Below are 12274 nucleotides of genomic sequence, written 5' to 3'. Positions count from 1 at the left end.
ATGTCCGCATAGGGTTGCCGATGCCCTCGGTAGTAACTCTAGCCAATAGTCTCACGATCCTTCGAATAGAAGGATCCAATCACAGTGGACGCCTCCTCGAGCCGATCGTGGGCGAGGGTTAATATATCCTGCAACTGGCGCTCTTTCTCCGCCCAATCCGTACCCATGATCATCGCAACTGTGGTGTGAGCCGGGTGGGGATCTGCACGAAGATCAACTGTCATATGCCAATCGAGGTCTTCCAATAGCGGTTTAAACTTCCGCGAATAAGCCCAAGGTATTGCCGGCGTCCCAACCGAAATTGCGTTCAAGCATGCGTGCATTCGTGCACCCACCACGAGTCCTGCTGCAGCTACCATATTTCGCGCCTCAGCGAGGTCACCCGGAACGAGGACTTGTACTTGATGTCCAGCTTGATTCTTGATCTTTTCGACAGCCTCCAGGCACGCATCCACATCATCGTTACCGCTCGGACTATGCACGACATGCGCGAAAAGCGAAACACCCTTCTGCAAACTGATGAGCTCGGAAACGAGAGATACGACCGATTCCTTGTACTTCGTCGAGTCAACATGGCTGTCTGAAAACCACAACAATCCCGACACATTTACAAGCACATCGCTGCCTGGGAACCCGCGAGGTTGGGGGGCATCCAACGCGAACACGACGTCCGTGACCGTGAGGTCCGCTTCCCGACCTAGTCGCTTACTGAAGTCGGTACTCGCACTGTCCCGAGTAAGGACGAGCTGCGCCTGCTTCAGCGATTGCCGCGCTAGGAGACGACCGAGACGGGAGTTGAACGGCCCAATCGTCTGTGGACCCATAATCATCGGAATTCGGAGAAGTCGGATCATCAGATGCGCATATACAATGAAGCTAAACCTTTTGAATCCATAGATGTCGGCGAAGCTGTCTCCCGCGCCAGAGTCAATGACCAGGTCGTATGCTCGGAGCTTCGATTTGATCGGACCGCGATTCCGGAACGCATCTCGCAGAATCGCTTTTGTCCCGAATGACACCGGCGAGTCTCCCGGGCCGAAATCCTGAAAGTCGACGTCAACGTCCATCCCATGAAATGCACGCTTCACTATCTCGGCATTGCCTTTCGCGAGCACTCGCAAGCCGTAATTGGCCGCTCTGCTGTCTGCCCAGAGGACAAGAACCCTGACTTTGTTATCGACGACCACGATGTTCAACCTCTCCCAGGGCGACGTGCTATGTCTCGACGTACGTTCGATGACAGCTACTTACTCAGAAGCTCTTGTGTAAGTGGGCCAGGATCAAAGTAATTCGCTTCTCGCCATCGGCGCGCCGACCACGCATTCGCACTCCTCGGCGAGGAACGACCCAGTAGGTACTTAATGCCGTCGAGCAGCCACTGATCTATTGCGAAGAGCAAGGCACCTGGTCGACCGAAACGTCGGTATGCAACTCTAAGGGACCCGTCGGCTTTACATCGCGCTACTAGCTCTGACACTGACTTGCCACTTTCGCCGCCGATGTGGGTGATGCGCACATTTCTCAGAAGCGTGATAGGAATCCCGGCGGCTCTGACACGGTCGGTCATATCGCGGTCCTCTGCATACAGAAAGAAGGCTGTGTCGAATGGAGTGCCGAGCTGAAGCGCGACCTGCCTCTCCATGCCGACGAATGCCCCTGAGATTTTGGCGTACTTCGGTAGCCGCGGCTCGTTGATCGCGGAAAGTCTCCGACATAGCCTGGCCGAAAGCATTCTCCCAGGTGTGAAGGTCCAGTTCTCGTACGGCATATAATCGAACTCCCCGATGGAGTTATAGAGCATCGGGATGGCGATTCCTCCGTCGAGACGCACTTCACTCAAGAATCTTTTAAACTCTTCAACGTTCGTTTCACAGTCAGGATTTACAAAAACTAGGTACTCACCTACAGATGCGAGTACGCCTTTTTCAATACCCGCGGCAAATCCGACGTTTCCGTGACCTTGAATTACAGTCACGTTAGACGTACGCGGAAACGCCGGATCATCGTTGAGCACTAAGAGAACCTGCGCTGGCATTTTGAGTGAATCTGCAGCGACCAGCAAGCTCTCGCATAGCCTTACTAGATGATCGACGTTATTTCGGAAGGCTACGATCACAAAAGAAACAGACCGGATCTCGTGGGTCATGGCGTGATCCCGTAGGTTTCGCGAATCCACCTTCGGGGAGCTTTGACCGCTTCCCGAAGCTTCCTCCGTTGTTCAGCTGCATGCGCCGAGGTCAGCTCGTGCGGATACGGCCCCGGCGGTGCAGTCAGATAGCCATGCACCATGGCTATCGCCCCGACGAAGTAGGGCTTTCGAGCGGCGTAGCGGAGAGCATGGAGAGCGAAGTACGGTGACCAATACCCGGTCCATCTACACACTAACCCGTTTCTGCGCCGACCGTGTACCAACCCCTGACTGGCTCCAATTGCTCTGCGAACGGTGAAGGGAAGGTCCCTCCTCACACGAATCTGCATGCCTGCCGCTTTAATCGCCAGCTCATCCATGACGTCGAAGCCAACCACGCGAGGTACGTCGGCCAAAGCCTTGTACGCCGCCGCGGAATAGAGTTTCACGGGACCTGGCACATGAATCGTCTGTTCGCGGTGCCCCTTTCCAACCAGAACACCTCCGACCAGTCCCGCATTCGAGCCATTTTCGAAGTCGGCGAGTGCCTTCTCCAGGTATTGGCTCGGGAGCTCGACATCCGCGTCCAACTTCATCACGTAGTCGAACTCACTGCGTCTGGCGAGTTGGTAGTCCACGCCGTACTGCCATGCCGTGAATGCCGACCCACCAATCAGGCCACCCTGATTGGACCGCGTCAAGACGATGGTCTCCATGGGCAGGTCTAAACCCCGAACAATATCAGCCCCGCGATCGGTGCTCCCATCGTCGACGACGATCCAAACGTCGGGTTTACGTGTTGATATCGAGAGCTGTTCCGCTAGCTTCCCAATATTCTGCTCTTCATTGTGTATTGGCGTTACAATAATTAAGCTCACTTAGAACCTCTGCGATTTTCGGCGACTAGTGGTATCAAGGCTTGCGCATCGCGCGCATACCGCGGGAAGAGGCGCCTTGGTTCTTGAGATATACGGTGTGCCCACTCGAGATTCAGGTGCTGGACCCAACCAGGCGCTCGATGCGATTTACCAGCACTGAAGTTGATAGCCATTCCGAGGCAAAGGATAAATCCTGCTCCGGCATGGCGCTTGAGTTCATTAGCAAACTTCTCTTGCTTCGGAGCTCCTAGGCCAAGTATCACCAGACCTCCAGAACCGTTCTCTGCTATTCGCAACATAAGACGCCGCCGAGATTTTGCGTCCTCGACCTCATTGGATGGTGCGGGTTCCGTAAACACCCTCCACCCCTGCGCTTCGCCTCGTCGGCGAATTCCTACGAGTTCCTCCCCACCTTGCCCACCAACTAACACGAGAGGGCGATCTTCGCCGGGAGACTCGAGAAGTCGCTCCAAAATGTCGGATCCGGCGACGCGCTCGATTCGCCGACCAGCGTTTCGTGACAACACGGCGGCAACGGGCCATCCGTCGGGAAGGAGTATGTCAGCATCTTGGTAGATGCCCGTTAGGCTCGGATCCCGGCGTATGAGGGAGATGTGGTGCAAATTGGGCGTTATCACGGTGCGCCAGCCGCCCGGGACTTCCTCCAGAAGTTGGCGGCAGATCTGATCGAGATTCGCCACACTGAACGAGATCGTGGCGCTCTTGACACTAAGATCAGCTAGCTGCCTCATCGACTGTCCCCTTCCCTTCCCGGTGCGGCATTGCACACGGATGCGTGGGGCGAATTCGCCTTAGGCGTCAAGACTTCGGATCTGTCGCCACCTTCTGTGCTGGACCCTCGGTATGACGTCCGATTCTCAGAACTGGGGTCAATACGCTCCATCACCCGCCACCACCGCCTTCAGTGTCTTGCCGATGATTAGTACGTCCCCGGTCATTGACCAGTTCTCCACGTAGGAGAGGTCGAGCCGCACGGTCTCCTCCCACGACAGGTCCGACCGGCCACTCACCTGCCACAGCCCTGTGATTCCAGGTTTGACGAGTAGCCGGCGCCGTACCGTTCCGTCGTATGCCTCCACCTCTCGGCGGAGAGGCGGACGGGGGCCGACCACACTCATCTCACGGCGGAGAACGTTGATGAACTGCGGGAGTTCATCAATGCTGAACTTCCGCATGATCCGACCGACCTTAGTGACTCTCGGATCCTCACGCATCTTGAACAGAACGCCGGCGCCCTCGTTCGACTTCATCAGCGAAGCAACCTGCTTGTCGGCGTCCACTACCATGCTTCGGAACTTGAACATCGGGAACGGTCTCCCGTCCAACCCCATTCGCTCAGACTTGTAGAACACAGGACCCTTGCTCGTCAGTTTGATCGCGACTGCGACCGCAAGCATCACCGGACTGATCGCGATCAGCGCCAAACTCGCGAATACGAGGTCGAATCCGGTCTTCATGAACTTTTGTGCCCCGTGGTACTGGGGCTTCTCCACATGTATCAGGGGAAGGCCCGCCACCGGCCGCATCGACAGACGCGGACCGGCAACATCCATCATCCCGGGGGCTACCACCAAGTCGACATGGTGCGGCTCCAGTGCCCAGGCCAGCGCGCGCATCCCGTCATGACCGAGATGTTCGGTCGCCGTGACCGCCACGGTGTCTGCGCCGCAGAACTTCAGGGCGCTCAACACGTGCCGTTCGTCACCGAGCACTGGGATCTCGCGTCCACCGACCACAATGCTCTGCCCGAACTCGACGCCACGGCCGGGTGTGCAGACTCCGACAACGCGGTATCCGTCGGCGGTACCACGCGAAAAGGACTCCGCGAGGCTTCGAACCGCTCGCTCGCCGCCGACCACCAGCACGGAAGTTTGGAACTCGCCCTGCGCCCGCTTGCGCGCGATTACACGACGCCAGCACCACCGGCTGACGACAAGCGCCGCCAATCCAACTGGAAAGGCGATGCCGAGGTACAGACGCGCCAGATCAACTCGGAACAGGAGGGACACGATCGCGATCAAACCGAAGAGACGAATCGTCGAGGAGAAAATTCGTCGGTACTCCTCCGGGCCGCTCCCGATCACACGAATTGTGCGGGTTCGGAAGATCACCAAGGTGGCGAGCCACATGATGATCAGTGCCGCTGAGATGAACGAGTAGCTGAGATCCGGGATCGAGCTCGACGACGCCAGAACCTCACGGTCGCCGAAACGAACCCACTGCGCGATCGCGACGGCCGCGATCACGATCAGGGTGTCCGAAATTCTCAGTCGTCGAATGTATGTTGCCTGCCAGTCCCTGCGACTGCCGACCCTCCCGGCCCCTGGCACAGTCGCCGAACCCTCCACACCCACCGCGGGGCTGAGGGGCACATTGAATGCCGTAACCATCACACACCTTCCACCTGAAGCCGTTACGCGTCGGCAGCCCGTATGACTTGTGATGTGTGACGGAAAAGAGAAACCGTCCCCCCGGATTGCTGCCGTCTAAATGATCGCACCCGTGGGGCGTCCGTTACCTATCGAGCGCAGACTGCTCCCAGATCGGCGAGGTAATGCCATCGGGCAGAAAAGTGCTGGTCAAGCCGCTTTCGCTATCGTGAGCCGCGCCAGAACCGCGCTGCATCGTTATGGATTGTGAGGCGAATCACAAGCGGTAAGGGAACTTTCGCGCCGGCTACGTTCCGCCTACTCGCGAGTAGGGGTCTAAATACCCTTGACGCCAGACCTATTCGGGGATTCCTGGACCACCGTCCAGGAACGCGAATGAGATACCCGCCGAAGGAGCACGACGCGTGTAGCCGGGATTGAGCTTGGTCCGCCCTTCCTTTGTACACCCGGACAATGGAACACAGCAGCGATTGCGGGCGCTGAGCGGGATGAGCCGCCAATCCGGCGCCTGTGTTTGTGTTTTCACGTCTCAGATAGTTCACCGCCGCGTTAAGCGTTCGAAACCGCATCCCGCGTCACGTTCTTCGGCCGTGAACAGGTTCTCATTTTGTTTACGATGATGAGGTACAGCTGCGGCAGATTCGACCGTGCGGATTGGCGCGCCTCGGCAGTGGGTGTGGCCGGCCTCGCTCGAGGCCAGCGGAGACGTAGGGACGACGGCCGGGTGAGCTTCGCAAACGGGCGGGTACAGGTTCCGCCCGGCCGTCGAGTCAGAGTTTCCACAGGATATGCACAGGCGCGAGGTCTTTAACGAGCGTCCAACCGCGGGCATACTCGAAGGGTGTGGTGGTGGATTCTAGGGGTTGCAGTGCTTCTGTGGGTGGCTTTGTCGGTACCGCTCGCGATAGTGCTCGGCCGAGCGGCCCGGCTAAAGGATGTGCGGGAGCAACCGGCCCCGCTGAGGGATGACCACCGACACGATCCGCCAGACCAGACGGTGGCATGACACCACCCGCTTCTCACGAGCCAGGCCAGACAAGCCGGAGACAACCCGTCGTTGGGTACGCCTATGCCCCTTCGTGACGGGTACGGGCAAGCGGGCCGTCGACGACCTGGTCAATGCGCGCTCGCGCGCGAGCGGTGAGCTCCCAGATGCGTCCGGTCTCATGGACACCGACACAGGGAACGCCGGCCACTCGCGCACGTTGCATCATCGCGAAATCCTTCGCAGACCCGACACCATCCATGACGTCGACCGTCGCGACTACACAGAGGACGTCACCGTTGAATTCCCGTATCGGCTTCAAACCGTGGGCCGTCACCCATTGGCGTAGCTTCGCCCACTCGGTGACTTCGCGATAGCTCGTCGGGTTACCGACGAACAGAACCAATCGAGAACGTCGTGCACGTGCCACCTCTATGCGGGAAACAGTCGGCATGGTGAGGTTCCTTTCGACGAGCAAGCTCCACGGCGCAGCAGAGGGCTGGGTATGCCGCCAATACATACGTCGTCGTTGACGGCGTGCGTTAACTGGAATCAAGCCCCATGCTGGAGTGCTCGGCTTGTCGTCGAATCAACCGACGACCACCATGCCACTCGATCGTCTCGGGGTAACTCACGCTCATCCTTCAGTCGTGCCGCCGAACCGAACAGAACGGCAAGCGGTATCGCCCCGAGTCCCCATATCACGACTATTCCTATGACCCACCACATGCCGTCCAGTATGCCGATAAACATACGTCCGGTCTGTTTTTTTGCCAAAACGAGACTTACTACCTAGTTAGGTCTCGTTTTGTTACAAGCAGCGAATAGGGGCCTTTATGCGGACATCGACGGAGCCGAACGGAGGGTGATCTTCGCCGGCCGGTGGCACGATCGATGGCGTGACCGAAAATCGTCGTCTCAGAACTGCTCCGAAGCGGACTCGACTACATCGTCTACAGACCGCGTGGCGGAAGAACCTCGATTCCAGCGAGCAGTCCGCCGTCGTGGCGTGGACTGCGTTCACCGTGACCTTCGGTGGGGTGCGTGCGTTGACCCATTGGATCAAGGACGGGCATGGGCCCAGCGGCGGCGGGATGACACTCGGCGGCCGCCATTTCCACCATTACAATCTTGGAATCGGGGCACTGGCGGGCGTGGGGGCTGTCGCGGTACGCGGCTCCGAGAAGCAGCGGCGGCATCCGACCGTCCCCCTGTCGTACGGCGCCGGACTCGCGCTCATTGTCGACGAACTGGCGTTGCTACTCGACCTGGAAGACGTGTACTGGGCCAAGGAGGGACGTACCAGTGTCGACGCGGCAGTGATCATCATCGGGCTTGGCGGGCTGATGACGGCAGGACTGGAGTTCTGGCCCGCCGCCCAGCGCGCGATGACAAGGCCGTAACCCATGTGTCACCCGAAACCTGAACTGGGGCCCACACCGCGTGAGCCCCAGTTCAGAAAGATGCGGACTTATGCGCCGCTGGATCCAGCTTCTGAACCGAAGGTGAGGAACTGCGCGAGAAAGGTGACCAGTTCCGTGAGGCTGCCGAAGGCTGAAGACATGTTTGCTCCTGTCGAGGCGTTTAGGGGGAGAACTCTCGATCTGCACCCTGTCGGGCACTCGTTCTTTCTACACGACCAGCCGAACATCGCAACCGCAACGGCCAAGTGCCGCAGTAGAACACGTGGCATTCAGCTCAGCACTCAATGCCCTCCCGCCCCAAAATTTGGATCGACTCACGAGTCGATGAGTGGAGAAACTGCCGTAAAGAAAACTGGATCCGCTTGCTGCGGGCCGCAATCCTGTTTAGGTGGCGGACACTGGGCCGTTAATCGATCCTTCGGTATGTTCTTGCGCTTCACGAAATATTCTTCCGGTGGGCAAGGCTGGTTCGACCAGTTGCTCTGTGTGAGTTCCGCCGGGCGGAGGACTATCTCGTCCCGCCGCGGTTAGGCTGACGAGCAGCAACCGCGTTCCCGGCTGGAAGGCAGAGACGATGCATGTAACTCCGCTCGCCTGGGGCCTGACGATCGTCGTGATCGTGGCTCTGCTCGCGTTCGACTACTTCTTCCACGTCCGCCACGCCCACGTTCCGACCCTTCGGGAAGCGGCGATATGGTCGTCGATCTACGTGGGCCTCGCGCTCCTTTTCGGTGTGGTCGTCCTGATCTTCGGTGGCACCACCATGGGTTCGGAGTATTTCGCCGGTTACGTGACGGAGAAGGCGCTCTCCGTCGACAACCTCTTCGTCTTCCTCATCATCATGTCCAGCTTCCGCGTGCCACGAGAAGACCAACAGAAGGCGCTGTTGTTCGGCATCGTGTTTTCGATTTTCGCGCGCACCGCATTCATCTTCCTCGGCGCCGCGCTGATCAACTCGTTCGCCTGGGTGTTCTACTTCTTCGGGCTCATCCTGCTCATCACCGCCGGCAACATGCTGCGCCCCGAGTCCGAGGAGTCCCACTCGGCCGACAACTTCATCATTCGGATCGCGAAGAAGTTCATGCACACCACCGAGCACTACGACGGCGACAAGCTCTTCACCATCGAGAACGGCAAGCGGGCCATGACGCCGATGCTGTTGGTGATGGTCGCCATCGGTGGCACCGACATCTTGTTCGCCCTCGACTCCATCCCAGCGATCTTCGGCCTCACCCAGAACGTCTATATCGTCTTCACGGCCACCGTGTTCTCCCTGATGGGTCTTCGGCAGCTGTACTTCCTGCTCGACGGGCTGCTGGACCGTCTCATCTACCTCTCGTTCGGGCTGGCGGCAATCCTGGGCTTCATCGGCGTCAAGCTGATCCTGCACGCGCTGCACGAGAACAACCTGCCGTTCGTCAACGGCGGTGAGCCCGTCGACGTGGTGGAAGTGAGCACCATGGTGTCCCTCGGGGTGATCATTGGGGTCCTGGTGATCACCGTCATCGCCTCCCTGTCGAGTCAGAAGGGCAGGGCCCAGTCGGCGATCGCGGGCGCCCGCCGCCATGCAGCGAACTACGTCGATCTCGACTACACGGCCGATGCCGAGGAACGCGAACGGATCTACAACAAGCTGGTCAAGGAGGAGCAGCAGCTCAAGAGCCTCGACCCCAAGTTCAAGAAGATGGTGCGCGAGGAGACCGCGCTGCTGGAGCTCATCAAACGCGCGCACGCGGACCACGACGCGTTCCTCAACCGCTGAGAATCCCCCCTGCCGCCGCGAAGCCTCCTCCGCCGGCGGCTCTGAGGAAGACCGCCCACAGGCGGCAGCGCCCGCCGTTGATGGGCGGGCGCTGTCTCCGAATTTCCTTTCGTACGTAGTCGACCAGTTACTTCATGCGGTCTCCGCGGTCTTCGCGCATCCCCATCGCTGTGACACCGAGACCGAGCAGGCACACGATGGCGCCGCCGAGCACGTTCGACCAGATCATGCCTGTGGTTGTACTGACGTCGGCCACCAGCCATGGGCTGACGATCATCCACAGACCCAGCAACGGCGCGACGAAGGTCATCCCGTGGGTGCGGCCGTACGCCGATGTGAATCCGACCGCGAGCAGTGCAACAGCGATGCCCGCGATCAGGTTGCACATCGCCAGCCCCATTTGATCGCCGAAGCCCACGATCCACGGCGACGCCGCCACATACAGCGCCGCGATCAACATCAGACCCTCGGCCATCTGCGTGACGGGCCTTTCCGCGACTCTGTCGTAGCGATCGCGCAATGCAGCAATGTCGGGGTGTCTCTCGATCGACATTCCGGATGTCGTCGACATGACTCATTCACCTCCAAGAACGAAACGGTTCCCCACCGTCGGAGTGCCCGCGCCGAAACCTTCCAAAACCTCTGTGAACAGGAAATACACCCAGTTTCACGCACCTTCCAGCGGCGTCTCGTTCGAGAGCGACATACGGGCTCGCACCCGGGCCGTCGTGTGCCAGATCGTGGTGGTGTCGTGGACGCTGATGCAGGGCACAGCGCTGTCCCGGGCCTGCCGCACGACGAGCGACTCCGCCGACGAACACCGGCCGTCGAGCACATCCTCGGTCACGATCACGCAGAGCACGTCGTCGCCGAAAGACCGGATGGGTTCTAGCCCCTGAAGAACAACCCACTGCCGGACCATCGCCCACTGCGACACGTCCGAACGTCGAGTGGGATTACCGACGAACAGCACGCGCCGCGATCGACGGCACCGCGCCGCCCGGATATCGGATATGAGTGCCATGACGGTGTTCCTGTCCACGAGGATGAGTGATCCGATGCGCGGTAGCGCATGGCACAACTCTCCCGCCGTTGCCGGTCGGCGTCTGTCCACCGATCGGGCGCCATTCGGGTGGAACTGTTCGTCCCCCGATCGACCGACCCGAGGTGGGCGCGAAAGTACAGGCGAGCGCCTCATTTCACCGGGTTGACGAGAATCAACGACACAGCGACAGCGGCCTGCCGCGTCTTCCGGCCCGTACATCGACCGTGAAACGACCGCGGTGCGGTCAGCGATATTCCAGGCATACTGCTGAGCGGAGATCGACCTCATGTCCACAATCCGTGCCCTAGTGACGGTGCTGTTCCTATGCATTTTCGCGGTTAGCGGCTGCGCCGGCAGCGACACCAGCGTCCCGAATGTCACCTCCACTGGGACGCCACCCACCACCACGGCACTCCCCACTACGACCAGCGCGCCTCCACCGCCCGTGGTCGAAGAGCCGGTCCCGGCCCTCGCTCCGGAACCAGAGTTCACATCCGAGCCGATCACTTTCGAATGCGGCGACCCCACGCTGTACCAGTACGGCACGGCCCTGCACTCGGACGGCACCACCGGATACGAACCGAGCTGCGATACCTCGCCTCCCGGTCGGGAGCTGCGGTACTGCGACTACGGCGGGACTGCTGTCTACACGGACGGCAGCTACTCCACCACCGACCCGGCGTGTCACCAGCCAGTGCCTGCACCATCAGGCGGCGAGTCAGGTTACCCCTACGACCCCAGCCAGGACCGCAACGGCGACGGTGTAGTCAGTGGCTACGAACGATGTGGCACCGCTTGCGGCGAAGCGCCGACCAGCGGCGAGATCCAAATGCAATACGGTTGCGAAGAAGGCTGGATCGACCCGGAGACGTGTGCGCTGGCCGGTTACTGAACTGAGAACCCGACGAGTATCGACTGCGAAAAAGTGTTGCGTTACGACAGCCCAGCACATGGCAGGAGCAGCCATGGCGAGCAAGACCGTTGGTGGAGATGACCCTTCCCGCGGACACGGCATGATTCATGCGTATCCGTTGGAAGGGTGCGTCGTCGAAGAGGTGCCTCAGTTACCGCCCTAGGCTGGCGGATCCTCACCCTCGGCAGGAGGCGGATCCTCGCCCTCCGCGGGCGGGTCTTCACCCTCGACCGGCGGGTCTTCACCCTCCACCGGCGGGTCCTCACCCTCGACCGGCGGCGGATCCTCACCCTCCGCGGGCGGAGGCGGGATCACGGGCGGAGGCACGACGGGCGGAGGCGGGATCACGGGCGCCGGCGGCGGCACGACGACTGCGGGTGGTGGATTCACGGGCGCCGGCTGACCCGCGGCAGGGGCTTGCCCGCCACCACCCCCGGCCCTGCGCCCGGTGCACCGCCGCCCCCGTCGCTCGACCCGGGCGGCACTTCGGGCGGGACCGACTCCGAGGTCTTCGTCGTCGAGGTGGCCGAGGTCGTCGTGGCCTTGGTGGTGGAGCTGGAGGTTTCGGAGGTCGGTGTCGGTTCGGTGTCGGATCCGCACGCCGACAGGGTGAGGAGTGCGCAACTTGCCGCGGTTACCACCAAGCGTTTCAAGAACAGCTCCTTCGTTTGCACATCTATTTACCGGTCACCGCGGAACCTACAGTCCGAACGGTATGGTTTGTCCGG

General features: G+C 60.3%; 13 protein-coding genes. 3 read left to right on the top strand and 10 right to left on the bottom strand.

The window, feature by feature from the left end; genetic code table 11:
• Window positions 1-38 precede the first annotated feature (38 nt).
• The 6 genes from JQT59_RS14370 to JQT59_RS14345 all read right to left on the bottom strand — a co-directional run bounded on the left by JQT59_RS14370 (window position 39) and on the right by JQT59_RS14345 (window position 6856).
• A complete protein-coding gene (locus tag JQT59_RS14370; protein WP_249354445.1) occupies window positions 39-1187 on the bottom strand; it encodes a polysaccharide pyruvyl transferase family protein in 1149 nt (382 codons plus the stop codon).
• A gap of 56 nt (window positions 1188-1243) precedes the next feature.
• Window positions 1244-2146, bottom strand: coding sequence for a glycosyltransferase family 2 protein (locus JQT59_RS14365; protein WP_213576695.1), 903 nt, complete (start codon window positions 2144-2146; stop codon window positions 1244-1246).
• Window positions 2143-3006 (bottom strand): glycosyltransferase family A protein, encoded by an 864-nt coding sequence (locus JQT59_RS14360; protein ID WP_213576694.1) that lies wholly within the window; start codon window positions 3004-3006, stop codon window positions 2143-2145. Before JQT59_RS14360 ends, JQT59_RS14365 begins: the two co-directional genes overlap by 4 nt.
• Entirely contained in the window at window positions 3003-3758 is a 756-nt protein-coding gene (locus JQT59_RS38405; RefSeq protein ID WP_213576693.1) for a WecB/TagA/CpsF family glycosyltransferase, read from the bottom strand. The genes JQT59_RS14360 and JQT59_RS38405 overlap by 4 nt, the downstream gene beginning before the upstream one ends.
• 138 nt (window positions 3759-3896) lie before the next feature.
• Window positions 3897-5417, bottom strand: coding sequence for a sugar transferase (locus JQT59_RS14350; RefSeq protein WP_213576692.1), 1521 nt, complete (start codon window positions 5415-5417; stop codon window positions 3897-3899).
• Window positions 5418-6484: 1067 nt separating this feature from the next.
• Window positions 6485-6856 carry a hypothetical protein gene (locus JQT59_RS14345; protein WP_213576691.1) on the bottom strand — a complete coding sequence of 124 codons (372 nt, stop codon included), beginning with the start codon at window positions 6854-6856 and terminating at the stop codon, window positions 6485-6487.
• Between the two features lie 445 nt (window positions 6857-7301).
• On the opposite strand from JQT59_RS14345, the gene JQT59_RS14340 reads away from it, so the two are divergent.
• Window positions 7302-7805 carry a hypothetical protein gene (locus JQT59_RS14340; protein ID WP_249354443.1) on the top strand — a complete coding sequence of 168 codons (504 nt, stop codon included), beginning with the start codon at window positions 7302-7304 and terminating at the stop codon, window positions 7803-7805.
• Between the two features lie 595 nt (window positions 7806-8400).
• Complete coding sequence (locus JQT59_RS14335; protein WP_213576690.1) at window positions 8401-9588, top strand: TerC family protein; 1188 nt, start codon at window positions 8401-8403, stop codon at window positions 9586-9588.
• A 127-nt stretch (window positions 9589-9715) separates the two neighbouring features.
• Here JQT59_RS14335 and JQT59_RS14330 read toward each other — a convergent pair whose 3' ends face one another.
• Both JQT59_RS14330 and JQT59_RS14325 read right to left on the bottom strand, forming a co-directional pair.
• Window positions 9716-10159 carry an SPW repeat protein gene (locus JQT59_RS14330; protein ID WP_213576689.1) on the bottom strand — a complete coding sequence of 148 codons (444 nt, stop codon included), beginning with the start codon at window positions 10157-10159 and terminating at the stop codon, window positions 9716-9718.
• A 96-nt stretch (window positions 10160-10255) separates the two neighbouring features.
• Window positions 10256-10612, bottom strand: a complete 357-nt coding sequence (locus JQT59_RS14325) for a hypothetical protein (RefSeq protein WP_213576688.1) — start codon at window positions 10610-10612, stop codon at window positions 10256-10258.
• A gap of 307 nt (window positions 10613-10919) precedes the next feature.
• On the opposite strand from JQT59_RS14325, the gene JQT59_RS14320 reads away from it, so the two are divergent.
• Entirely contained in the window at window positions 10920-11525 is a 606-nt protein-coding gene (locus tag JQT59_RS14320; protein WP_249354441.1) for a hypothetical protein, read from the top strand.
• 180 nt (window positions 11526-11705) lie between these two features.
• On the opposite strand, the gene JQT59_RS37030 is transcribed toward JQT59_RS14320, so the two are convergent.
• Entirely contained in the window at window positions 11706-11936 is a 231-nt protein-coding gene (locus JQT59_RS37030; protein ID WP_249354439.1) for a hypothetical protein, read from the bottom strand.
• A complete protein-coding gene (locus tag JQT59_RS37025; protein ID WP_249354437.1) occupies window positions 11933-12199 on the bottom strand; it encodes a hypothetical protein in 267 nt (88 codons plus the stop codon). The genes JQT59_RS37030 and JQT59_RS37025 overlap by 4 nt, the downstream gene beginning before the upstream one ends.
• Between the last annotated feature and the right edge of the window lie 75 nt (window positions 12200-12274).

Origin of the sequence: Rhodococcus sp. USK13 (genome assembly GCF_018343855.1) — a bacterium.
Classification (GTDB): domain Bacteria; phylum Actinomycetota; class Actinomycetes; order Mycobacteriales; family Mycobacteriaceae; genus Rhodococcus_F; species Rhodococcus_F oxybenzonivorans.
This window is presented reverse-complemented; position numbering and strand designations above follow the sequence as displayed.

Coding starts and splice junctions, on each gene's coding strand:
- JQT59_RS14365 (WP_213576695.1), bottom strand. CDS start 2,146: ATGACCCACGAGATCCGGTCTGTTTCTTTTGTGATCGTAGCCTTCCGA.
- JQT59_RS38405 (WP_213576693.1), bottom strand. CDS start 3,758: ATGAGGCAGCTAGCTGATCTTAGTGTCAAGAGCGCCACGATCTCGTTC.
- JQT59_RS14350 (WP_213576692.1), bottom strand. CDS start 5,417: ATGGTTACGGCATTCAATGTGCCCCTCAGCCCCGCGGTGGGTGTGGAG.
- JQT59_RS14345 (WP_213576691.1), bottom strand. CDS start 6,856: ATGCCGACTGTTTCCCGCATAGAGGTGGCACGTGCACGACGTTCTCGA.
- JQT59_RS14335 (WP_213576690.1), top strand. CDS start 8,401: ATGCATGTAACTCCGCTCGCCTGGGGCCTGACGATCGTCGTGATCGTG.
- JQT59_RS14330 (WP_213576689.1), bottom strand. CDS start 10,159: ATGTCGACGACATCCGGAATGTCGATCGAGAGACACCCCGACATTGCT.
- JQT59_RS14325 (WP_213576688.1), bottom strand. CDS start 10,612: ATGGCACTCATATCCGATATCCGGGCGGCGCGGTGCCGTCGATCGCGG.
- JQT59_RS14320 (WP_249354441.1), top strand. CDS start 10,920: ATGTCCACAATCCGTGCCCTAGTGACGGTGCTGTTCCTATGCATTTTC.